16 protein-coding genes, 2 tRNA genes, 1 rRNA gene and 1 riboswitch are annotated in these 22139 nt (G+C 56.1%); of the genes, 5 read left to right on the top strand and 14 right to left on the bottom strand.

Annotated elements, in window-relative coordinates; genetic code table 11:
• Positions 1–87 precede the first annotated feature (87 nt).
• The 5 genes from AC2TE5_RS22255 to btuB all read right to left on the bottom strand — a co-directional run bounded on the left by AC2TE5_RS22255 (position 88) and on the right by btuB (position 4924).
• Positions 88–163: transfer RNA gene (locus AC2TE5_RS22255), tRNA-Ala, on the bottom strand.
• Between the two features lie 42 nt (positions 164–205).
• A tRNA-Ile gene (locus AC2TE5_RS22260) sits at positions 206–282 on the bottom strand.
• Positions 283–351: 69 nt separating this feature from the next.
• Positions 352–1891, bottom strand: a 16S ribosomal RNA gene (locus tag AC2TE5_RS22265).
• A gap of 383 nt (positions 1892–2274) precedes the next feature.
• A complete protein-coding gene (gene murI / locus AC2TE5_RS22270; protein WP_121423302.1) occupies positions 2275–3126 on the bottom strand; it encodes a glutamate racemase in 852 nt (283 codons plus the stop codon).
• The gene (btuB, locus tag AC2TE5_RS22275; protein ID WP_159515128.1) at positions 3071–4924 is read right to left on the bottom strand and encodes a TonB-dependent vitamin B12 receptor BtuB; all 1854 of its coding nucleotides are present in this window, start codon (positions 4922–4924) and stop codon (positions 3071–3073) included. Before btuB ends, murI begins: the two co-directional genes overlap by 56 nt.
• A gap of 66 nt (positions 4925–4990) precedes the next feature.
• Positions 4991–5166: riboswitch (cobalamin riboswitch) on the bottom strand.
• Between the two features lie 104 nt (positions 5167–5270).
• Between btuB and trmA the strand changes: the two genes are divergently transcribed.
• Entirely contained in the window at positions 5271–6371 is a 1101-nt protein-coding gene (gene trmA / locus AC2TE5_RS22280) for a tRNA (uridine(54)-C5)-methyltransferase TrmA (protein ID WP_484612380.1), read from the top strand.
• A gap of 90 nt (positions 6372–6461) precedes the next feature.
• Here trmA and AC2TE5_RS22285 read toward each other — a convergent pair whose 3' ends face one another.
• Together AC2TE5_RS22285 and fabR are read right to left on the bottom strand one after the other, a co-directional pair.
• Positions 6462–6821, bottom strand: a complete 360-nt coding sequence (locus AC2TE5_RS22285; protein WP_008501783.1) for a YijD family membrane protein — start codon at positions 6819–6821, stop codon at positions 6462–6464.
• 9 nt (positions 6822–6830) lie between these two features.
• Positions 6831–7469 (bottom strand): HTH-type transcriptional repressor FabR, encoded by a 639-nt coding sequence (fabR, locus tag AC2TE5_RS22290; RefSeq protein WP_008501784.1) that lies wholly within the window; start codon positions 7467–7469, stop codon positions 6831–6833.
• Positions 7470–7665: 196 nt separating this feature from the next.
• Here fabR and sthA point away from each other — a divergent pair, with 196 nt between their 5' ends.
• Complete coding sequence (gene sthA / locus AC2TE5_RS22295; RefSeq protein WP_213329755.1) at positions 7666–9066, top strand: Si-specific NAD(P)(+) transhydrogenase; 1401 nt, start codon at positions 7666–7668, stop codon at positions 9064–9066.
• Here sthA and oxyR read toward each other — a convergent pair.
• The 4 genes from oxyR to argC all read right to left on the bottom strand — a co-directional run bounded on the left by oxyR (position 9040) and on the right by argC (position 13527).
• Positions 9040–9966 carry a DNA-binding transcriptional regulator OxyR gene (gene oxyR, locus AC2TE5_RS22300; RefSeq protein WP_213329757.1) on the bottom strand — a complete coding sequence of 309 codons (927 nt, stop codon included), beginning with the start codon at positions 9964–9966 and terminating at the stop codon, positions 9040–9042. The two genes, sthA and oxyR, sit on opposite strands and share 27 nt — an antisense overlap.
• Before the next feature lie 325 nt (positions 9967–10291).
• On the bottom strand, positions 10292–11665 hold the full coding sequence (gene argH, locus AC2TE5_RS22305; protein WP_121423299.1) for an argininosuccinate lyase: 1374 nt from the start codon (positions 11663–11665) through the stop codon (positions 10292–10294).
• Between the two features lie 74 nt (positions 11666–11739).
• The gene (gene argB / locus AC2TE5_RS22310; protein ID WP_484612381.1) at positions 11740–12516 is read right to left on the bottom strand and encodes an acetylglutamate kinase; all 777 of its coding nucleotides are present in this window, start codon (positions 12514–12516) and stop codon (positions 11740–11742) included.
• 6 nt (positions 12517–12522) lie between these two features.
• Positions 12523–13527 (bottom strand): N-acetyl-gamma-glutamyl-phosphate reductase, encoded by a 1005-nt coding sequence (argC, locus tag AC2TE5_RS22315; RefSeq protein WP_159515129.1) that lies wholly within the window; start codon positions 13525–13527, stop codon positions 12523–12525.
• A gap of 88 nt (positions 13528–13615) precedes the next feature.
• Between argC and argE the strand changes: the two genes are divergently transcribed.
• The 3 genes from argE to AC2TE5_RS22330 all read left to right on the top strand — a co-directional run bounded on the left by argE (position 13616) and on the right by AC2TE5_RS22330 (position 18632).
• Positions 13616–14767, top strand: coding sequence for an acetylornithine deacetylase (gene argE, locus AC2TE5_RS22320; RefSeq protein WP_028014830.1), 1152 nt, complete (start codon positions 13616–13618; stop codon positions 14765–14767).
• A gap of 271 nt (positions 14768–15038) precedes the next feature.
• Positions 15039–17690, top strand: a complete 2652-nt coding sequence (ppc, locus tag AC2TE5_RS22325; RefSeq protein WP_484612382.1) for a phosphoenolpyruvate carboxylase — start codon at positions 15039–15041, stop codon at positions 17688–17690.
• Between the two features lie 93 nt (positions 17691–17783).
• A complete protein-coding gene (locus AC2TE5_RS22330; RefSeq protein ID WP_159515130.1) occupies positions 17784–18632 on the top strand; it encodes a helix-turn-helix transcriptional regulator in 849 nt (282 codons plus the stop codon).
• Here AC2TE5_RS22330 and AC2TE5_RS22335 read toward each other — a convergent pair.
• The 3 genes from AC2TE5_RS22335 to AC2TE5_RS22345 are packed head-to-tail and all read right to left on the bottom strand — an operon-like array spanning position 18619 to position 22113.
• A complete protein-coding gene (locus AC2TE5_RS22335) occupies positions 18619–18975 on the bottom strand; it encodes a PTS fructose-like transporter subunit IIB (RefSeq protein ID WP_121423294.1) in 357 nt (118 codons plus the stop codon). The two genes, AC2TE5_RS22330 and AC2TE5_RS22335, sit on opposite strands and share 14 nt — an antisense overlap.
• 2 nt (positions 18976–18977) lie before the next feature.
• Positions 18978–19853 (bottom strand): [formate-C-acetyltransferase]-activating enzyme, encoded by an 876-nt coding sequence (locus AC2TE5_RS22340; protein ID WP_484612383.1) that lies wholly within the window; start codon positions 19851–19853, stop codon positions 18978–18980.
• Positions 19819–22113: a formate C-acetyltransferase gene (locus AC2TE5_RS22345; protein ID WP_484612384.1), complete on the bottom strand. Its 2295-nt coding sequence runs from the start codon at positions 22111–22113 to the stop codon at positions 19819–19821. Before AC2TE5_RS22345 ends, AC2TE5_RS22340 begins: the two co-directional genes overlap by 35 nt.
• Positions 22114–22139: the final 26 nt, after the last annotated feature.

Consider the following 22139-nt stretch of genomic DNA (forward strand, 5'->3'; position numbering starts at 1 on the left):
AGCTTGATCCAGATTTTTAAAGAGCAAAACTTCGCAGTGCACCTTTTCAGGTTCACTCTGAAGTTTTCTTATGTTCGCAGTAAAAGATGGTGGAGCTATGCGGGATCGAACCGCAGACCTCCTGCGTGCAAAGCAGGCGCTCTCCCAGCTGAGCTATAGCCCCATCGTGTGTAATCTCTGTACCGCTCATCCTTTAAAAGGAGTTTGGTAGGCCTGAGTGGACTTGAACCACCGACCTCACCCTTATCAGGGGTGCGCTCTAACCACCTGAGCTACAAGCCTGCAGAGATTTTTACTGCTGTTTTTCATCAGACAATCTGTGTGGACACTACAAAGGCAGGTTCTTTAAGGTAAGGAGGTGATCCAACCGCAGGTTCCCCTACGGTTACCTTGTTACGACTTCACCCCAGTCATGAATCACAAAGTGGTAAGCGCCCTCCCGAAGGTTAAGCTACCTACTTCTTTTGCAACCCACTCCCATGGTGTGACGGGCGGTGTGTACAAGGCCCGGGAACGTATTCACCGTAGCATTCTGATCTACGATTACTAGCGATTCCGACTTCATGGAGTCGAGTTGCAGACTCCAATCCGGACTACGACGCACTTTATGAGGTCCGCTTGCTCTCGCGAGGTCGCTTCTCTTTGTATGCGCCATTGTAGCACGTGTGTAGCCCTACTCGTAAGGGCCATGATGACTTGACGTCATCCCCACCTTCCTCCAGTTTATCACTGGCAGTCTCCTTTGAGTTCCCGGCCGAACCGCTGGCAACAAAGGATAAGGGTTGCGCTCGTTGCGGGACTTAACCCAACATTTCACAACACGAGCTGACGACAGCCATGCAGCACCTGTCTCAGAGTTCCCGAAGGCACCAAAGCATCTCTGCTAAGTTCTCTGGATGTCAAGAGTAGGTAAGGTTCTTCGCGTTGCATCGAATTAAACCACATGCTCCACCGCTTGTGCGGGCCCCCGTCAATTCATTTGAGTTTTAACCTTGCGGCCGTACTCCCCAGGCGGTCGACTTAACGCGTTAGCTCCGGAAGCCACTCCTCAAGGGAACAACCTCCAAGTCGACATCGTTTACGGCGTGGACTACCAGGGTATCTAATCCTGTTTGCTCCCCACGCTTTCGCACCTGAGCGTCAGTCTTTGTCCAGGGGGCCGCCTTCGCCACCGGTATTCCTCCAGATCTCTACGCATTTCACCGCTACACCTGGAATTCTACCCCCCTCTACAAGACTCTAGCCTGCCAGTTTCGAATGCAGTTCCCAGGTTGAGCCCGGGGATTTCACATCCGACTTGACAGACCGCCTGCGTGCGCTTTACGCCCAGTAATTCCGATTAACGCTTGCACCCTCCGTATTACCGCGGCTGCTGGCACGGAGTTAGCCGGTGCTTCTTCTGCGGGTAACGTCAATCGACAAGGTTATTAACCTTATCGCCTTCCTCCCCGCTGAAAGTACTTTACAACCCGAAGGCCTTCTTCATACACGCGGCATGGCTGCATCAGGCTTGCGCCCATTGTGCAATATTCCCCACTGCTGCCTCCCGTAGGAGTCTGGACCGTGTCTCAGTTCCAGTGTGGCTGGTCATCCTCTCAGACCAGCTAGGGATCGTCGCCTAGGTGAGCCGTTACCCCACCTACTAGCTAATCCCATCTGGGCACATCTGATGGCAAGAGGCCCGAAGGTCCCCCTCTTTGGTCTTGCGACGTTATGCGGTATTAGCTACCGTTTCCAGTAGTTATCCCCCTCCATCAGGCAGTTTCCCAGACATTACTCACCCGTCCGCCGCTCGTCACCCAGGAGCAAGCTCCCTGTGCTACCGCTCGACTTGCATGTGTTAGGCCTGCCGCCAGCGTTCAATCTGAGCCATGATCAAACTCTTCAATTTAAGTTTGATGCTCGTGAATTAAACTTCGTAATGAATTACGTATGTTCACTCAGAGACTTGGTATTCATTTTTCGTCTTGCGACGTTAAGAATCCATGTCACTTTGAGTGCCCACACAGATTGTCTGATAAATTGTTAAAGAGCAGTTGCAACGCGGCGTTAAGCTCACCGTTGCGAGGTCCCGTATATTACGTTTTCCTCATTCAGAGTCAAGTGATTATTTTCGCTTTTCTCTGCTGGCGTTCATCTCTGAACCCCGCTAACCCGGCGGCCTGTAAGCCGTTGTTCCGTGTCAGTGGAGGCGCATTATAGGGAGTTCTCAGACGTTGACAACCCCTCTTTTAAAAAAAACTTTCAACCGTCTCTTTTTTGCTCAAAACCGTGCTACAGCGCCAGTTTTTCGAGCGTTTCAAAGCCATAACGGCGTAAAACGGGTAAAAGTTGCTCAGTCTCTTTCGTGATGGCCATACAAAACGCGATATTCGCATCGGTAGATTTCGCATCGGGTGCTTCATGCTCCAGCAGCCAGGCCGTACGACGGGCGATAGCCGCACCGGAATCCACCAGGCGCGTCCCCTCCGGCAGCACCTCTAATAGCTCTTCCTGTAATAGAGGGAAATGGGTGCAGCCCAGCACAACGGTATCCGGGGGTTCGGGCATCCGCAGCCACGGGCGAAGAATACGACGCAGCTCGTCGAGTGATACCGCCTTTCCATGCAGCTTCGCTTCAGCCATCTCCACCAGCTCAGCCGAACCCAGCATCGCAATCTGGCATTCGTTGGCAAAACGGTCGATCAGCTCGCGGGTATAAGGACGCTTTACCGTACCTCGCGTTGCCAGCAAACCCACAATGCCGTTCGCCGTCAGACGCGCGGCAGGCTTTATTGCAGGAACGACGCCCACAACCGGGAACGGGAATTTTTCACGCAGGGCGGGAAGAGAAACGGTGCTCGCCGTATTACAGGCGATAACGGCCAGCGCAAGGGGATAGCGCTTTTGTACCGCGGTGACGATTTCAACCACACGCTCAACAATAAAATCTTCGCTCTTTTCCCCATACGGGAAAGCGACGTTATCGAAGGCGTAGATGTAATGGAGATCCGGCAGAAGATGCCGAATCTCATCATAGACCGAAAGCCCACCGACGCCGGAATCAAACACCAGCACGGTGGGACGCGGGTTAGAAGGTGTAGCTGCCAGACAAGGTGTATTCCCGTCCTGCAGTTTGGTAGCCATAAACTGTCTCGTAATCTTTATCGAACAGGTTGGCTATTTTACCACGAACTGTGAGATGTGAGGTGACAGGATACGAAACTGCGACATCCCACAGGCTGACACCGCCCATTTTCACGCGTTCTGACGAATAGGTGTCTGGATCAATCGCGACATCATAGCGTGTTCCCAGATAACGGTAGGCAAGGTTCCAGTCGAGATCCCATACCTGCCAGTCAAGCTGGTACTTAACCTGCTGCTTAGAGCGGCGGGCCAGTACTTCGTTGGTTTTTGCATTACGCGGGTCGACATAATCATAGGAAATCTGATGTCCGACCGGGCCAGTATCGAACTGTGCCGTCGCTTCCACACCTTTAATACGTGCTTCGTCAACGTTGTAGTAACGATACGTATGCGGATCGCTGCTAATAAGATTATCGATGTCATTGCGATAACCGGTGATACGCCAGTTGACCGGTCCCGTCAGGCCTTCAAAGCCCCCTTCCCACTGCTTACTCTCTTCCGGTTTAAGATCCGGATTGCCGTAAGAAGCGCTGTGGATCTGGCTCATGGTCGGTGCTTTAAAAGCGGTACCGTAGGAGGCAATCACGCGATAGCCATCCACAAACTCCCACGCGGCGCTGGTTTGCCATGTTCCATGGTTACCAAAGTTGGAGTTGTCGTCATTACGCGCCGCCGCCTCCAGCGTCACGCTGCTGAACTGCTGCATCGCCGAAACAAACACGCCGGTATTGCGTTGCTCGTAGCCTTTATCCAGGTAGCCCGTTCCGGCCTGCGTCTTCTGCTTTTGCCAGTCCAGGCCTGCACCGATGTTGCCGTGACCGACTTCCACAGTGTTGAGCCATTGGGTGGTGTACTGCTTCACATCATCCATGGTGGCGGAATCAGCGTAACGCCCTTTCTTCGGATCATAGTTCTGATCTTTACTGCGACCGTAACCCGCCACCAGCTGCGACTGGAAAATTCCCTGATTGTAACGCAGACCGGTATCCCAGTTCTGGCTGTAGAGCTGGCGAGTATCAGGTCGCCCATCCACCATAAAGTTGGCGTCGTAGTGATCGTAACCGTCATACGCTGTGCGGTTGTCGTAACCAAAGCCACGGAAGAAGCCGCTCACGCTGTCGGTAATCTGCTGTTCCACGGAGCCGTACAGTGATTTACTCATAAAGCCATCGCGGTCAGGCTGGCGCGGCGCATCTTTTGCGGCGATGTCAAAACCACGGGTATAGGTGTAGTTGCCTGCCATGGTGATTTTGGTTTTATCCAGCACCTGCTGGAAAGCGCCGTCATAGGTCTGATAACCCTTAGAGCCAACGCCCGCTGAGATCTCTGCACCCGGCTTATCACGTCCGGTGATGATGTTAATCACGCCACCAATCGCGTCGGAGCCATACAGGGCCGAACGCGGACCACGGATGTACTCAATACGCTGAATCAGCGAGGTCGGGATTTGGCTCAGATCGGGAACGTTGCTGATCCCGGCGTTATTCAAAGGAATACCGTCAATCAGCACCAGCACATGGCGAGATTCCGTTCCGCGAATAAACGTTGAAGAGTTCGAGCCCATTCCACCGCTTTGCGCGATATCCACGCCAGGCAGACGCGACATGATTTCCACCACGCTCTTTGCCTGCCAGCGTTCAATATCTTCACGCGTTACGACGGACGTCGGCGCCAGAACAGTTTTTGCCGGTTGTTCAAAACGATTTGCCGTCACCACCAACGAGTCGGCGCTATCCTGCGCCCAGCCCGAAAATGCCGTAACGGACAACGCCGTCAACAGCGATACTTTTTTAATCATTGTTAAAGCATCCACAATATAAGAAGGATGCCGCAGGCCTCATCGATAGCACGCGATGATGAAACCAAATGCGACGTGATCCCGGCAGGTCTTCGGGCTAGGTGGCTATATAAGGATGAAGACTTCCCATTTTCACAGTGTCTACAACGCTCATCCCGCCAGACTTTACCGCTGCGCGTCAGCTCCAGATTTACACTGGATTCCCTTTTCACTCTCAGGAGACCGGAAACAGAATGCTACAATTAGACACGTATAGATGTCCAGACAGCTATTGGCCATTAAATCTGGACATCCCCTGAACAATGCCTACAATCCCCGCGTAATTCTTTATCACTCAGGACGCATCATGACCCCAGAACACCTCCCGACAGAACAGTACGACGCGCAGCTGGCAGAGAAAGTTGTCCGCCTGCAAAGTATGATGACGCCTTTCAACGCGCCCGTTCCCGAGGTGTTCCGCTCTCCTGTCAGCCACTACCGCATGCGCGCCGAGTTCCGCATCTGGCACGACGGTGACGACCTGTACCACATCATTTTCGATCAGCAGACGAAGTCCCGTATCCGCGTGGACAGCTTTCCGGCAGCGAGCGAGCTCATTAACCAATTAATGACGCTGATAATGGACGGCGTGCGCAACAATCCGGTACTGCGTAACAAGCTGTTCCAGATTGACTACCTGACCACGCAAAGCAATCAGGCGATTGTCTCTCTGCTGTATCACAAAGCGCTTAACGACGAGTGGCGCGAGCAGGCGGAAGCGCTGCGCGATGCGCTGCGTGCGCAGAACATCAACGTTCACCTGATTGGCCGGGCGACCAAAACCAAAATCATGCTGGATCAGGACTACATCGACGAGCGCCTGCCGGTGGCAGGTAAAGAGATGGTGTATCGTCAGGTCGAGAACAGCTTCACCCAGCCGAACGCCGCGATGAACGTGCAGATGCTGGAGTGGGCGCTGAAGGCGACGGAAGGGTCTAAGGGCGATCTGCTTGAGCTCTACTGCGGTAACGGCAACTTCTCGCTGGCGCTGGCGCGTAACTTCGATCGCGTGCTGGCAACGGAAATCGCCAAGCCGTCGGTGGCCGCCGCGCAGTACAACATTGCCGCCAACCATATCGACAACGTGCAGATCGTTCGTATGGCCGCAGAAGAGTTCACGCAGGCCATGAACGGCGTACGCCAGTTTAACCGCCTGGAAGGGATCGATCTGAAGAGCTACCAGTGTGAGACGATTTTTGTCGACCCGCCGCGCAGCGGCCTGGACAGCGAAACCGAGAAGATGGTGCAGGCGTACCCGCGCATTTTGTACATCTCCTGTAACCCGGAGACGCTGTGCAAAAACCTCGAAACATTAGGCCAGACGCACAAGGTAGAACGTCTGGCGCTGTTCGATCAGTTCCCGTATACGCACCATATGGAGTGCGGCGTACTGCTCACGGCGAAGTAATGTGGGCCTTGTAGGGCAGGTAAGCGAAGTGCCACCTGCCAAAAAAGCCGGATGGCGCTTCGCTTATCCGGCCTACAATGACGAAACCCTTTACTCTGGTAACTGGCTCTTACGGCTACGCATGCGCGAGCCAATCCAGAACACCAGCGCCACAGACAGTACCGCAGGGAAGAAGTTAGAGCCGATATCCGGATATTCCGCGCGAACCACGGTGCTGTACAGCAATACGCCCAGAATAAAGCAGGCAGCGGCCAGCCCCGGTAACCCCACCGGCATGGTGCGGTTCAGGTAACGTTGATGCAGGCAGTAAACCGTCAGCACCAGCGCAATAAGCGGGAAAATCGAAAACGGCACGATTGAACTAAAAATAGCGGCAAACGTACCATTAATGGATAAGCCAGCGATCAATGCCAGCAACAGCGTCCCTTTATCCTGACCTGACTGTTTCATTACTCACCTTCACTCTTCGGTTTGATGTGCCAGTTTCTCTTGTTCACGGCGATACCAGTAATACGCGCCTTTGGAGATCATCCTGAGCTGCAATACCAGTCGCTCTTCGAGCTGCTTGCGTTGTTCAATGCTGACATCCAGCGCTTCGGCACCCGCGCTGAAAACAATCGTCACCATCGCCTCAGCCTGTGCTTCAGTAAACGCACGCGGCATATGGTTTTCGAGTTCAAGATAGTCGGCAAGTTCCGCGATGAAGTGCTGAATTTCACGCGCGACGGCGGCACGAAACGCCGCCGACGTGCCCGAACGCTCGCGCAGAAGAAGACGAAACGCGTTGGGGTTATTGCCGATAAATTCCATAAAGGTCGATACGGAGGTGCGGATCACGCTGCCCCCTTTAGCGATACGCTGACGCGCCTGGCGCATCAGCTGGCGCAGCATCAGGCCGCTCTCGTCGACCATGGTCAGGCCCAGTTCATCCACATCACGGAAATGACGATAGAAGGACGTTGGCGCAATCCCGGCCTCGCGTGCGACTTCGCGCAGGCTCAAACTGGCAAAACTCCGCTCAGCACTCAGTTGACTGAATGCGGCTTCCACCAGCGAACGCCGGGTTTTCTCTTTTTGTTGTGCTCTTACGCCCATCACGATAGTTGAATCCTTCCAAAGGCCTGATGGCACTATACCAGAGAATAAAATTAATCTGTTTGCCTGGCTTTGTGAATGATTGTTTACGTGCGGTTTGTGCTCCACTGCCGGAAAAAAGCACAAGGATAATTGGGTTACTCTGGCAATGATGTTATGATTCTGTTGCTTTTATGTATAAGAACAGGTAAGCCTTACCATGCCACATTCCTACGATTACGACGCAATAGTTATTGGTTCCGGCCCCGGCGGCGAAGGTGCTGCTATGGGTCTGGTGAAACAGGGAGCCAGAGTAGCGGTCATCGAGCGCTACCATAATGTCGGCGGCGGCTGCACCCACTGGGGCACCATCCCTTCGAAAGCCCTCCGCCACGCCGTTAGCCGCATTATCGAATTTAACCAGAACCCTCTTTACAGCGACCACTCCCGACTTCTTCGTTCCTCTTTTGCTGACATCCTGAATCACGCGGATACCGTCATTAACCAGCAGACACGTATGCGTCAGGGATTTTATGAGCGTAACCACTGTGAAATTTTGCAGGGCAACGCGCATTTTGTGGATGAACACACCCTGGCACTCGAATGCCACGACGGTTCGGTTGAAACCATCACGGCTGAAAAATTTGTGATTGCCTGCGGTTCACGCCCTTACCATCCGGCCGACGTGGACTTCTCGCACCCGCGCGTCTACGACAGCGACTCGATTCTGAGCCTGCACCATGAACCCCGCCACGTCATTATCTATGGTGCAGGGGTCATTGGCTGCGAATATGCGTCGATCTTCCGGGGAATGGAGGTCAAAGTTGACCTGATCAACACCCGCGACCGCCTGCTGGCGTTCCTCGATCAGGAGATGTCGGACTCTCTCTCCTACCACTTCTGGAACAGCGGCGTGGTGATTCGCCACAACGAAGAGTACGAGAAAATCGAAGGCTGTGACGACGGGGTGATCATGCACCTGAAGTCCGGCAAGAAGCTGAAAGCAGACTGCCTGCTGTACGCCAACGGCCGTACCGGCAACACCGACTCACTGCAGCTGGAAAATATCGGGCTTGAAACCGACAGCCGCGGCCAGCTGAAGGTCAACAGCATGTATCAGACCGCCCTGCCGCACGTTTACGCGGTTGGCGACGTAATTGGTTACCCAAGCCTGGCATCAGCCGCCTACGATCAGGGACGCATTGCCGCACAGGCGCTGGTAAAAGGCGAAGCGACGGCGCACCTGATCGAAGATATTCCGACGGGTATCTATACCATCCCGGAAATCAGTTCAGTCGGCAAAACCGAGCAGCAGCTGACGTCAATGAAGGTGCCTTACGAGGTGGGTCGCGCGCAGTTTAAACATCTGGCGCGGGCGCAAATCGTGGGGATGAGCGTGGGTACGCTGAAGATCCTGTTCCATCGCGAGACGAAAGAGATCCTCGGGATTCACTGCTTTGGTGAACGCGCCGCGGAAATCATTCATATCGGCCAGGCGATAATGGAGCAGAAAGGTGGTGGTAACACCATTGAGTACTTCGTTAACACCACCTTTAACTACCCGACCATGGCGGAAGCCTACCGGGTAGCGGCACTAAACGGCCTGAACCGCCTGTTTTAACGCGCTGTCGAAATGGCCATCCATGGAACTACGGATGGCCTCTGCCAGCTGCTCATAGCGGCTGCGCAGCGGTGAACCCGGGCGATACACCAGGCCAATCGTACGACGCGGCTCCGGCTTAATGCACGGCAGATAGACCACACCATCACGTTTACGCTCGCGCGGTACGGCCAGCGCAGGCAGCAGCGTGATGCCGCTTCCCGCCGCGACCATATTACGCAGCGTTTCCAGGCTGGTTGCGCGGAAATGGGTATCCTCATCCGCACCCGCTTCAAAGCAGAAGCCCATCGCCTGATCGCGCAGGCAGTGGCCATCTTCCAGCATCAGCAGCTTTTCGCCGGCCAGATCGGCCATCGGCACGCGATCGCGGTTCGCCCACGGGTGATCTTCATAGATCGCCAGCATCATCGGCTCGTCGAACAGCGGCACTTCAATAAAGGCTTCACTCTCTTTCACCAGCGCCAGAATGGCGCAGTCGAGCTTGCCGCTGTCCAGCTGTGCCAGCAGCTGATGGGTTTGCGCTTCATGCAGGTACATTTCGAGTTTCGGGAACGTCTGGTGCAGCATCGGAATGATGTGCGGCAACAGGTACGGGCCAACGGTTGGGATCAGGCCAATATGCAGCGGGCCGGACATCGCTTCCCCCTGCTGGCTTGCCATTTCCTTGAGCACTTTGACCTCGCGCAGCACGGTACGCGCCTGATCCACCAGCAGAAGACCTGCCTGTGTGAACAGAACCTTACGACTGGTGCGCTCCAGCAGCATCACGCCCAGCTCGTCTTCCAGCTTGCGGATCTGACCGCTCAGCGTGGGCTGGCTGACGTGGCAGGAATCTGCCGCGCGGCGAAAGTGACGATGCTCGGCTAACGCTACCAGGTATTCAAGATCACGAATATTCATTATTCATCCTCCGTCGCCACGATAGTTCATGGCGATAGATAGCATAGCAACGAACGATTATCCCTATCAAGCATTCTGTTGAATAATACACCACATAGACGAGGCGGCACGTGTTTGACCCAAAACGACCCCGCACTGTCAGCGAGTTTCTCTCAAAACTCGAACAACTAAAGCCAACGTGAACTTTTGCGGACCCCGTGGTCCGCTTTTTTTTGCGTAAAAAAGCCCGAGGTAAAAGCAAAATGGCAACCGAAGTTGCCATTTTTAGTGTTTGCTCCCTCTCCCCGTGGGAGAGGGCCGGGGTGAGGGCACCAGCCCGCACGGTTCAAACCAACCGGTTTTTCGCATCCGCAATCGCCTGCGCCACCTGCTTCGGCGACACGCCGCCTTTTGCAGCACGCTTATCCAGACAGGACTGCAGCGCCAGAATCGGATACACATCATCTCCGATAACCGCACTGAACTTCTGCAAATCGGCCAGCGACAGATCTTCCAGCGGTTTACCCTGACGAATGGCTTCCACTACCGCTTCACCCACAATATGGTGCGCTTCACGGAACGGTACGCCCTTCGCCACCAGATAATCCGCCAGCTCGGTAGAGTTCGCATAGCCCTGCTGCGCCGCTTCCTGGCAGCGCGGACGTTTCACCTGAATGCCGTCCAGCACCAGCGCGCCCATGTGCAGACAGTCCAGCCAGGTGTCGAGCGCGTCGAACAGCCCTTCTTTGTCTTCCTGCATGTCTTTGTTGTACGCCAGCGGCAGACCTTTCAGGGTCATCATCATGCCGGTCAGCGCACCCTGCACGCGGCCACATTTGCCGCGGATCAGCTCGAGCGCGTCCGGGTTTTTCTTCTGCGGCATCAGGGATGAGCCTGAGGTCACGCGGTCGGACAGCTCGACGAAGCCCGCTTCGCCAGAGTTAAAGAAGATCAGGTCTTCGGCAAAGCGCGACAGGTGCACCATCCCGATAGAGGCATTGGAGAGCAGCTCCAGCACGTGGTCGCGGTCAGAGACGCTGTCCAGGCTGTTACGGGTGGCGGAGGCAAAGCCCAGCCAGCCTGCCAGCTGTTCGCGGTCGATTTCATACGCCGTACCGGCCAGCGCGCCGCTGCCCAGCGGGCTGACGTCCAGACGTTTAAGGGTATCCTGCAGACGGCTTTCATCACGCGCCAGCATCTCAACGTAGGCCAGACACCAGTGCGCAAAGGTCACCGGCTGCGCGCGCTGCAGGTGGGTATAACCCGGCATCACCGCGTCCTGGTTGTTCTGCGCGGTTTCCACCAGCGCGCTCTGCAGCTGACGGTTGGCCGCCAGCAGTTCGCCGACGGTATCTTTACACCACAGCTTCAGGTCGGTGGCGACCTGGTCGTTACGGCTACGGCCGGTATGCAGCTTTTTACCCAGCTGACCGACCTTGTCGATAAGTTTGCCTTCCACCCAGCTGTGAATATCTTCAGCATCGCTTTCGAGGATCTGCTGCGGGTTAAGACGCACCTCTTCCAGCAGATTGTTCAGCGCTTCTTCCAGCTGTAATTGTTCGTCTGCGGTTAGTACGCCCACCGTCACCAGCGCTTTGGACCAGGCCACAGAGCCGACAATATCCTGTTCGGCCAGGCGGTAGTCGAAGCGCAAAGAGTCGTTGAACTGTTTGAACCGCTGATCCGCTGCCTGTGTAAAACGCCCACCCCAAAGTGCCATAACATGCTTCCTTTATTCGTTAGTTCCGCCGGGTGGCGCTACGCTTACCCGGCCTACGGTCATTCAATAAAAACTTACGGTAAAATACGCGTGCCAATCGGCGTGCCGTTAAACAGCGCCGGGAGCTGCTCCGCGTGGCGCCAGGAGGCGATATCCACCGGACGGCCCAGCGTGCGTGCGGCATCCAGCGCGGCGTTCACTTTGACGATCATGCCGTCGGTAATAATGCCCTGAGCAATCAGCTGCTCGGCTTTCTCAGCCGTCATTTCGGCAATGCGCTGGCCTTTACCGTCCAGAATGCCGCTCACGTCGGAGAGCAGGATCAGATCCGCACCCAGCGTTGCCGCCAGTGCCGTCGCCGCCTGGTCAGCGTTGACGTTCATCAGCTCGCCCTCTTCGGTCACGCCGATAGAGCTCACTACCGGCAGGAAACCCCCTTCCAGCAGCGTGTTAATCAGCTTAGGCGAACCTGGCTGCGCCAGTCCAACGTGGCCGAGCTCTTCGTCGAGCTGGGTCACTTTTACGCTGTCGCCATCGCCCAGATAGAGGCCAACGGACGCGATGTGGTGTTTCTTCGCCCACGCCAGCAGCGTTTTGTTCGCCGTACCCGCCAGCGCGCCGGTAATGATGTCAATCTGGTCAGCAGGCGTCACGCGCAGGCCGTTCTTCTTTTTCACCGGCAGGTTGAGCCCTTTCATCAGCTCATCCACCACGCAGCCGCCGCCGTGCACGATCACCAGCGGACGTTGATGTGATTCGCGATAGTTCACCAGCGCGGTAAACAGACGCTCCAGCGCTTCTTCGCTGTCCAGCAGTACACCACCGAGTTTGATAATTAATGGGTTCATCATCACACCTTAAATAAGAGCCTGCGTTTCCGGGAAACCGAAACGAATATTTGCACACTGCATTGCCTGTGCGGCAGCGCCTTTGAGTAAGTTATCTTCCGCGGCGACAACGATGAGATGCTCGCCCTGTACGGCAAAGCCGATGTCGCAGAACGGCAGGCCGACTACGTTTTTCAGCGCCGGCACGCCTTTGTCATACAGGCGCACCAGCGGTTTATCCGCATACGCCTGGGTGAAGACCTCGTTCACCTGCTCTTTGGTCACGCCAGGCTTCAGGCGACAGGTAATAGTTTCGAGGATCCCACGCGGGAAGCTGCCCAGATGCGGGGTGAAAATCACCTCGGCGCCCAGATGCGTCGTGATTTCAGGGTGATGACGGTGGTTAAACACGCCATACGGCTGAAGGCTCACTTCGCAGAAGCTGTTAGAGATAGCGGCCTTCCGACCTGCTCCGCTCACGCCGCTGGTGGCGTTGATCACCGGCCACTGGCTCAGATCCAGCAGACCCGCGTCGATCAGCGGCTTCAGGGAAAGCTGCGCCGCCGTCGGGTAGCAGCCCGGCACGGCAATCAGGTCCGCTTCTTTCAGCTTGTCCGCGCTCCACTCCGCCAGGCCGTACACCGCTTTTTCAAGCAGATCCGGGTGCTGATGAGTGAAGCCGTAATATTTTTCGTAAAACGCGCCGTCGTTAACGCGGAACGCGCCGGAGAGGTCGAAGACCACGCAGCCGGCAGCCAGGAACTGCGGCGCCAGGTCGTGGCTGACCTCATGCGCGGTGGCTAAAAACACCACGTCGACGCCGTCGGTAAACTCGCTGATATCAGACATTGGCTGCAGCGGCAGATCGACAATGCCCTTAAGCCACGGATGCAAATCAGAAATTAACTTTCCTGCATCATTGCTTTGCGCTGACACGGTCAAAGCGGTTATGGTCATATGTGGATGGCGATTCACGTAGCTTACAAGCTCTGCGCCCGCATAACCGCTAGCGCCTACAATCAGCGTATTCAACATCGGGTTCCTTTATGCTCAACGTTAATGTATTTTTATTCACATTTATTGCATGAATATTGATACTATCACGACCTAAGGTGTGTCAACAATGAAAATGAACTTACCGCCATTTATCGAGATCTACCGCGCCCTGATTGCCACACCGTCCATCAGCGCAACGGAAGAAGCGCTGGATCAGAGCAATGAGTCTTTAATCAATCTGCTGGCGGGTTGGTTTAGCGATCTTGGGTTTAACGTTGAGGTTCAGCCCGTCCCCGGAACACGCCACAAATTTAACCTGCTCGCCAGCACCGGAACCGGTGCGGGCGGCCTGCTGCTGGCCGGTCATACCGACACCGTACCGTTTGACGATGGCCGCTGGACGCGCGATCCATTCACCCTGACCGAGCACGACAACAAGCTCTACGGGCTAGGCACCGCCGACATGAAAGGTTTCTTTGCCTTTATCCTCGACGCGCTGCGTGACGTGGACGTGACGAAGCTGAAAAAACCGCTCTACATTCTGGCAACCGCCGATGAAGAGACCAGCATGGCGGGGGCGCGCTACTTCTCTGAAAACACGTCCATTCGCCCGGACTGCGCGATCATCGGTGAGCCGACTTCTCTGCAGCCGATCCGCGCGCACAAAGGCCATATTTCTACCGCCGTGCGCGTGCTGGGCCAGTCCGGCCACTCCAGCGATCCGGCGCGCGGCGTGAACGCCATCGAGCTGATGCATGACGCCATCGGCCGCATCATGACCCTGCGCGACGATCTGAAAGAACGCTATCACTACGAGGCGTTCACCGTGCCGTATCCGACGCTGAACCTCGGCAGCCTGCACGGCGGCGATGCCTCGAACCGCATCTGCGCCTGCTGCGAACTGCATATGGACATCCGCCCGCTGCCGGGCATGACCCTGAGCGATCTCGACGGCCTGCTGAATGAGGCGCTGGCCCCGGTGAGCGAGCGCTGGCCGGGCCGCCTGACGGTCTCCGAACTGCATCCGCCGATCCCGGGTTACGAATGCCCGCCGGACCATCAGCTGGTCCAGGTGGTGGAAAAACTGCTCGGTGAGAAAACCGACGTGGTGAACTACTGCACCGAAGCGCCGTTTATTCAGACGCTTTGCCCAACGCTGGTCCTTGGCCCTGGCTCCATCAACCAGGCGCACCAGCCGGATGAATATCTGGAAACCCGCTTCATCAAGCCCACCCGCGAGCTGATTACCCAGGTTGTGCATCACTTCTGCTGGCATTAAAACCGCACCGAAGAGTCCCCTCTCCCACTGGGAGAGGGTTAGGGTGAGGGCAACAAATCGCATGATCTCCGTCACATTCCCATAAGCATCTCTTATCTGACGCAATGCGAATTAAATTTCGTAAATTGCCCGCATTTATTCGTTTGCTGAACCGTTTTCGCAGCAATTGACGACGGGGGTTTTACGTGGCTTTATAAAGGGAGATGACAAAATAATGTCCAGAAGATTTTCGCCTGGGCATAAACAAAAATGATGGGGTGACTGGGTTTTTATGAACGAACAATATTCCGCGTTGCGTAGTAATGTCAGTATGCTCGGCAAAGTGCTTGGAGATACCATCAAAGATGCGTTGGGGGAGAACATCCTCGACCGCGTTGAAACCATCCGCAAGCTGTCTAAATCTTCCCGTGCCGGTAACGAGGCCAGTCGTCAGGAGCTGCTCACCACCTTGCAGAACCTCTCTAACGATGAGCTGCTGCCCGTTGCACGCGCATTCAGCCAGTTCCTGAACCTGGCAAATACCGCTGAGCAATACCACAGCATTTCGCCAAACGGCGAAGCGGCCAGCAACCCGGAAGTCATTGCCCGCACCCTTCGTAAACTGAAAGACCAGCCAGACCTCAACGAAGCCACCATCAAAAAAGCGGTGGAGTCGCTTTCGCTGGAGCTGGTGCTGACCGCACACCCAACCGAAATTACCCGTCGCACCCTGATCCACAAAATGGTGGAAGTGAACAACTGTCTGAAGCAGTTGGATAACAAAGACATTGCTGACTACGAACGTAACCAGCTGATGCGCCGTCTGCGCCAGCTGATTGCCCAGTCCTGGCACACCGATGAAATTCGTAAGCATCGCCCAAGCCCGGTCGACGAAGCCAAATGGGGCTTTGCGGTGGTGGAAAACAGCCTGTGGGAAGGGGTGCCTAACTACCTGCGCGAGCTGAACGAACAGCTGGAAGAGAACCTTGGCTACCGCCTGCCGGTCGACTTTGTTCCGGTGCGCTTCACCTCCTGGATGGGCGGCGACCGCGACGGTAACCCGAACGTGACCGCGGAAATCACCCGTCACGTCCTGCTGCTGAGCCGCTGGAAAGCGACCGACCTGTTCCTGAAAGACATTCAGGTGCTGATCTCCGAGCTGTCGATGGTTGAGGCAACGCCGGAACTGCGCGCGCTGGCCGGGGAAGAAGGTGCCAGCGAGCCGTACCGTTTCCTGATGAAAAAACTGCGTGGTCAGCTGATGGCCACTCAGGCCTGGCTGGAAGCGCGCCTGAAAGGCCAGCGCCTGCCAAAACCGGAAGGCCTGCTCAGCCAGAACGAACAGCTCTGGGAGCCGCTCTACGCCTGCTATAAATCACTGCAGGCCTGCGGGATGGGCATCATCGCTAACGGCGAACTGCTCGACACCCTGCGCCGCGTGAAGTGTTTCGGCGTGCCGCTGGTGCGTATCGACGTCCGTCAGGAAAGTACCCGTCATACCGAAGCGCTGGGCGAGCTGACCCGCTATCTCGGCATCGGCGATTATGAAAGCTGGTCCGAAGCCGACAAACAGGCCTTCCTGATCCGCGAGCTAAACTCGAAGCGCCCTCTGCTGCCGCGCAACTGGGAGCCAAGCAACGAAACCCGCGAAGTGCTCAACACCTGTAAAGCGATCGTTGATGCGCCTAAAGGATCGGTGGCCGCCTATGTGATCTCCATGGCGAAGACCCCGTCCGACGTGCTGGGCGTTCACCTGCTGCTGAAAGAGGCGGGAATCGACTACGCTCTGCCGGTCGCCCCGCTGTTTGAGACCCTCGACGACCTGAACAATGCCAACGATGTCATGAGCCAGCTGCTGAACATCGACTGGTATCGCGGCTTTATTCAGGGCAAGCAGATGGTAATGATTGGCTATTCCGACTCCGCTAAAGATGCGGGCGTGATGGCGGCATCCTGGGCGCAGTATCAGGCGCAGGACGCACTGATCAAAACCTGCGAGAAAGCCGGTATTGAACTGACCCTGTTCCACGGGCGCGGTGGCTCAATTGGCCGTGGCGGCGCGCCGGCTCACGCGGCTCTGCTGTCGCAGCCGCCGGGAAGCCTGAAAGGCGGCCTGCGCGTTACCGAGCAGGGCGAGATGATCCGCTTCAAGTATGGCCTGCCGGAAGTGACCATCAGCAGCCTGTCGCTTTACACCAGCGCCATTCTGGAAGCGAACCTGCTGCCGCCGCCGGAGCCAAAAGACTCCTGGTGCCGCATCATGGACGAGCTGTCGGATATCTCCTGCGATCTGTACCGCGGCTACGTGCGTGAGAACAAAGATTTCGTGCCTTACTTCCGCTCGGCCACGCCTGAGCAGGAGCTGGGTAAACTGCCGCTGGGCTCACGTCCTGCGAAGCGTCGCCCAACCGGTGGCGTAGAGTCTCTGCGCGCGATCCCGTGGATCTTCGCCTGGACGCAGAACCGCCTGATGCTGCCCGCCTGGCTGGGTGCCGGCGCCGCGCTGCAAAAGGTGGTGGAAGACGGCAAACAGAACGAACTGGAATCCATGTGCCGCGACTGGCCGTTCTTCTCTACCCGCCTGGGGATGCTGGAGATGGTCTTCTCGAAAGCTGACCTGTGGCTGGCGGAATACTACGACCAGCGTCTGGTGAAACCTGAGCTGTGGGCGCTGGGTAAAGAGCTGCGCGAACTGCTGGAAGGCGACATCAAGGTGGTGCTGGACATCGCCAACGACTCACATCTGATGGCGGACCTGCCGTGGATCGCCGAGTCTATCCAGCTGCGTAACATTTACACCGACCCGCTGAACGTCCTGCAGGCAGAGCTGCTGCACCGTTCGCGTCTGGCGGAAGAGGAAGGTAAAGAGCCGGATCCGCGCGTTGAACAGGCGTTGATGGTGACGATTGCAGGCGTTGCGGCGGGTATGCGTAACACCGGCTAATGCTTTACGCCCGGCGGCGCTACGCTTGCACGGGCCTACGTTAAGTAGGCCGGGTAAGCGTTAGCGCCACCCGGCAATACCCTGGTATCCACCATGCACCACGACATTACCCACATCCTGACTGACCTGATCAACGGCACAACGCCGCTGCGTCAGGTGCATTTTGCAAACCCTGCGACCTCCGCCCCCGAACTTGCCTTGCAGGTCGATTTTCCGCGTCTGGAGATGGTGATCGAAGGTTCGATGAAAGACCTGGCTGACTGCGTTTTACAGCGGGGTGATGTTTTATACGTCCCGGCTGGCGGCTGGAATAATCCACAATGGCAAGCCCCCGCAACCACGCTGAGCATCCTGTTTGGCAAACAGCAGCTTGGGTTTAGCCTTTTGCACTGGGATGGTGTAGACGTTCGTAACCTGGCGAAGCAGCACGTTGCCCGCCGCGGTCCGCGCATTGGATCGCTACTCTTACAGACGCTCCATGAAATGCAGATGCAACCGCACGAGCAGCAAACCGCGCGGCTGATTATCGCCAGCCTGCTTAGCCACTGCGTCGACCTGCTGGGGAGTCAGATCCAAACCGCCTCCCGCAGTCAGGCTTTGTTTGAAGCGATTCGGGTCTATATTGACGAACACTACGCCACTCCGCTTACCCGGGAATCCGTCGCGCAGGCGTTTTATATCTCCCCAAACTACCTGTCGCATCTGTTCCAGAAAACGGGCGCAGTGGGTTTCAATGAATACCTGACGCATACCCGGCTGGAACACGCGCGCCAGCTGTTGAAAGGGTATGATTTAAAAGTGAAAGAGGTGGCGCATGCCTGCGGATTTGTCGACAGCAACTATTTCTGCCGGTTATTTCGCAAGAACACGGAGCGTTCGCCGTCAGAATACCGTCGCCAGTATCACAGCCAGCTCACCGGGAAGGCCGCTAGTCCAGAATGACCTGAGTATGCTGCGGAGCGGATAGCATTTTTCGCACCGCGCCCATCACCTTTTGTGGGTCACGTAAAAAGGCGTTAATACCGCACTTCACGTAGCGCGTATGCTCGAAACGTTCACTGCCCGCCAGTTCGATATCAGTAATGAGCAATACGACATCGGCACGCTGAATGTCCTCTTCCGTAAGCTCGCTCTCAACGCCCAGCGCTCCCTGCGTCTCGATGTTAACGCTCCACTTCTCCTGCTGGCAGAGCTTTTCCAGCCGTTCGGCAGCCATATAGGTATGTGCAACGCCACTGACGCACGCGGTCACCGCCACCAGATGACGTCCCGTTATCACTGTCATGTTCAGCCTCCCAGGGTAACATTGAAACCTTCGCGCTCGGCCAGTAGACGCATCGCTGACACCTCATCTTCTGTCGGCGGGCTCGCTTGCCGCATTCCCCACTCCTGTCCCAGCAGACGGTATTTTGGCTCCCCATACTGATGGAAGGGCAATAAATGCAGCTGCCGTATTCCAGAAGGTAGCAGGAAAGCCAGCACGCGCGCCATGTTCGTTTCGTTAAGCGTATAGCCAGGAATAAGCGGGACGCGGGGAATCACGTTTATCCCGTCAGCCACCAGCTGGTGGAAATTATCCAGCACTCTGGGAAGATTCATTGCCACAATTGATTGGGCCAGCGCCGTGTCCATGATCTTCAAATCAAACAGCACTTCATCACACTGGCGCGCCAAAGGCAGTAAGCGAGACAAAGGCGAATCCCCTGCCGTTTCGATGGCCGTATGCACGCCGAAACGACGCAGCCTCTGTAGAAGCCGTGTCGCGAAAGGCGCCTGCAGCAACACTTCCCCGCCCGAAAGCGTCACCCCGCCTCCTGAGGAACGAAAGAAGACATCGTCTTTCATTACCTCGTTTTCCAGCTCATCCAGGGTTACATCGCGCCCGATGTGCTCGAACGCGCCGGAGGGACACTCCTCAGCGTCCCGCAGGCAGGGAGCACAGTGCAGGCATTTGCTCTCCCGGCGCACCGTCTCGATTTTCGGCGAGATCGACTCCGGATTCGCGCACCACGGACAGCGGTGAGGGCAGCCTTTAAAAAAAACCACCGTACGGATGCCGCGTCCGTCGTTCAATGAGTAGCGCTGGATGTTGAAAATACGCGCCACGTCGGCCCGCGTTTCAACCAGGTCACAGCTGATGCGCTGTGCGGCGGATAATGTCATCCTGGATCTCCTTCGATAACTCAACAAAGAAGGCGCTGTATCCGGCAACGCGTACCACCAGCCCGGCAAAATCCTGCGGACGCTGTTGCGCTTCACGCAATGTGTCCGCATTCACCACGTTGAACTGGATATGCTGCAATTTAAGCTGGGTGAACGCACGAAGGAAATCCGCCAGCTTTTGCAGCCCGGCATCGCCTTCCAGCGTCGCTGGTGTGAATTTGACGTTTAGCAGCGTACCGTTAGATAACAGATAGTTATCCAGCTTACTTACTGATTTCAGTACCGCCGTCGGGCCCTGCATATCTTGCCCCAGCATCGGCGAGAGCCCACCGTCTGCCAGTTGCTCCCCGGCAAAACGGCCATCGGGCGTTGCCCCCACCACCGCCCCCAGCGGTACGTGTGCCGATACGGTATAAGAACCGGGCGTGAACTGCCCGCCGCGCGGGTTCCGGTATTTTTCGACCTCTTTACAGTAGTGGCGCAGCAGTTCAGCGCTGATGTTGTCGACATCATCAATATCATTGCCGTATTTTTCGAAGCGATTGATCAACCGGGCGCGGATTTTTTTGCCCTCAGGCGTGGCAAAGTTAGCGTTTAACACGGCTAACAGCTCGTCAAAACTTAAGCGCTGCTGTTCAAAGACCAGCCCTTTCAGTGCGTGCAGCGAGTCGCTCAAATTCGCTATCCCGATCCCCTGCACGCCGGAAAAGTTATAGCGTGCGCCACCGTCGGTAATGTCTTTTCCCGCTTCCAGACAATCGCTGATAAAAGAAGAGAGCAACGGCACCGGAGCCCAGTCACGATGGCCGATATCGCAGATATTGCTCCCCTCGACCATCAGCGCAATGTAGTGATTAATTTTGGCGCGAATATGCTCCAGCAAGCCTTCATAACTCAGCCCTGCATTGCCTTCGTTCTCCTGCATCGCGATTTCCATCACCTTCAGCAGGTTAAACATCGCGATATCGTGCAGACCGTAGGTTTTACCCGGAATCGACAGTTCTACACAGCCAACCACCGCGTAGTCGCGCGCATCTTCCAGCGACACACCCCGATTGAGGAAGGCAGGTACCACCACTTCATCGTTAAAGATCTGCGGGATGCCGGTGCCCAGACGGATCGTCTCCGCTGTTTTCAGCAGGAAAGGCCGGTCGATAAGTTCGTTAACCCGCACGCCGAGGTTCGGTTGAGGAAGCTGAACGCTCTGGTAAGCATCCAGACACAGGAAGGAAAGCACGTTCACCGCGCTACGCCCGCTCTCCGTCAGGCCGCCCAACAGTGCGGTATACCCGGTCGGGAACCCGGCAAAATAGCGGGCGCTGCTGGTCGAGCGTAAAAGCACCACGTCATTGCACTTCACCCACAGCGATTCCAGAATCTCTTTCAGGAACGCGGGTTCTTCGCCCTGTGAGAGCGAGGCCTGATAAAAGGGCAGCATATACTGGTCAAAACGCCCGATGGAGAGCGAACTGGCGTTAGATTCATACTGCAAAATGACATTCATGTACCAGAAGAGCTGACACGCCTGCCAGAACGTTTGCGGCTTATGCTGCGCGTTGTGGCGCGAGATTTCTGCCATCTTCCGTAATTCTTCACGCCGTGCTGCGTCGCTGCTTGCAGCCAACTCTTCAGCCAGTGATGCATAGCGCAGGATATGACGCTGGGACGCTTCAAGCAGAATCAGCGCGGCGGCATAGAACGTGTTCTGCGCATCGCGGGCGCAGCGTTCGCGCAATTCCTCCACCAGCACACCCAGGCCGTTATTGAGCAGGCGCGGATAATCAATAATGATATGCCCCTGCCCTTTGTCCGTTTGGTTGACGCTGAAAATTTGCGTCCCCACAGCGGCTTTCACCTCATCCGTCATCTGGCTGTTGATGAAATCCTTCATTGACCGTTTTTCCCAGTAGGGGTACAGCACGTCACGGTAGATCTGCTTATCCTCTTCGCCGATCTCGAAGCGGTCCTGCGGACGTGTGGAAAACTGGTCCAGCTCCTTAAGCAGCCAGTACGGATCCATCTCAGGCGACATAATGCCCGCACGCGGTTTAACGGTCCGGTTTCCGGCAATCAGTTCCTCATCACGAATCGCGATGTTCACATGGTCAAGAATGTACGCCGTGGCTTTTGCACGCCTGAGGATAACCGGCTCACCTTCCGTCTGCTGATGGCTGGCGGTATAGAGCAAAGCACGCTCAAGCGAGATTTCACGTGGGCTGGCAAAAAGTGCGTCTTTCAAACGCTGGGTACGATTCGTCATGAGGGAACTCCTGTAACGGAAAACAA

Source organism: Enterobacter sp. N5-15, from assembly GCF_057221635.1.

Excerpts from the sequence above, each read along its gene's own strand:
- murI (WP_121423302.1), bottom strand. The coding sequence starts at position 3,126 with ATGGCTACCAAACTGCAGGACGGGAATACACCTTGTCTGGCAGCTACA.
- btuB (WP_159515128.1), bottom strand. The coding sequence starts at position 4,924 with ATGATTAAAAAAGTATCGCTGTTGACGGCGTTGTCCGTTACGGCATTT.
- trmA (WP_484612380.1), top strand. The coding sequence starts at position 5,271 with ATGACCCCAGAACACCTCCCGACAGAACAGTACGACGCGCAGCTGGCA.
- AC2TE5_RS22285 (WP_008501783.1), bottom strand. The coding sequence starts at position 6,821 with ATGAAACAGTCAGGTCAGGATAAAGGGACGCTGTTGCTGGCATTGATC.
- sthA (WP_213329755.1), top strand. The coding sequence starts at position 7,666 with ATGCCACATTCCTACGATTACGACGCAATAGTTATTGGTTCCGGCCCC.
- oxyR (WP_213329757.1), bottom strand. The coding sequence starts at position 9,966 with ATGAATATTCGTGATCTTGAATACCTGGTAGCGTTAGCCGAGCATCGT.
- argH (WP_121423299.1), bottom strand. The coding sequence starts at position 11,665 with ATGGCACTTTGGGGTGGGCGTTTTACACAGGCAGCGGATCAGCGGTTC.
- argB (WP_484612381.1), bottom strand. The coding sequence starts at position 12,516 with ATGATGAACCCATTAATTATCAAACTCGGTGGTGTACTGCTGGACAGC.
- argC (WP_159515129.1), bottom strand. The coding sequence starts at position 13,527 with ATGTTGAATACGCTGATTGTAGGCGCTAGCGGTTATGCGGGCGCAGAG.
- argE (WP_028014830.1), top strand. The coding sequence starts at position 13,616 with ATGAAAATGAACTTACCGCCATTTATCGAGATCTACCGCGCCCTGATT.
- ppc (WP_484612382.1), top strand. The coding sequence starts at position 15,039 with ATGAACGAACAATATTCCGCGTTGCGTAGTAATGTCAGTATGCTCGGC.
- AC2TE5_RS22330 (WP_159515130.1), top strand. The coding sequence starts at position 17,784 with ATGCACCACGACATTACCCACATCCTGACTGACCTGATCAACGGCACA.
- AC2TE5_RS22335 (WP_121423294.1), bottom strand. The coding sequence starts at position 18,975 with ATGACAGTGATAACGGGACGTCATCTGGTGGCGGTGACCGCGTGCGTC.
- AC2TE5_RS22340 (WP_484612383.1), bottom strand. The coding sequence starts at position 19,853 with ATGACATTATCCGCCGCACAGCGCATCAGCTGTGACCTGGTTGAAACG.
- AC2TE5_RS22345 (WP_484612384.1), bottom strand. The coding sequence starts at position 22,113 with ATGACGAATCGTACCCAGCGTTTGAAAGACGCACTTTTTGCCAGCCCA.